The sequence below is a fragment of the Mesorhizobium sp. M8A.F.Ca.ET.181.01.1.1 genome (assembly GCF_004792025.1).
Lineage (GTDB): Bacteria > Pseudomonadota > Alphaproteobacteria > Rhizobiales > Rhizobiaceae > Mesorhizobium.
Genome location: NZ_SRTV01000344.1, coordinates 1 through 280, shown reverse-complemented (window position 1 = coordinate 280; position 280 = coordinate 1). Strand labels below are relative to the sequence as shown.

Sequence of the window (280 nt, the reverse complement as noted above, 5' to 3'; positions counted from 1 at the left end):
CAGGACGCCAAGGAAGACGCCGCCGACGCCAAGGACGATGTGGCGCGCAGCAACGCCGAGCAGTTCCTCGCCCAGCTTACCACGCTGGAAGGCGCGTTGCTGCCGGCCTGATTGTTGTTGAAAATGTGAGATTGAAAAAGCGGGCTTGCCCCGCTTTTTTGTTTGCCTCGTTTGCTCGTTTTCTCGTTTGGGAGACAGTTCGCCTGCTTGTCAGGGTGTCTTGCGGTTTCATGCAAACGGCGAGCCGCTCTATCTTCTTGTTTGGGTGATCGACCCCGAC

General features: G+C 57.5%; 1 pseudogene. It reads left to right on the top strand.

The annotated features are described in order from the left end of the window. Nucleotides 1–111, top strand: a pseudogene (locus EN824_RS34905) (F0F1 ATP synthase subunit epsilon); the annotation flags it as partial. Between the last annotated feature and the right edge of the window lie 169 nt (nucleotides 112–280).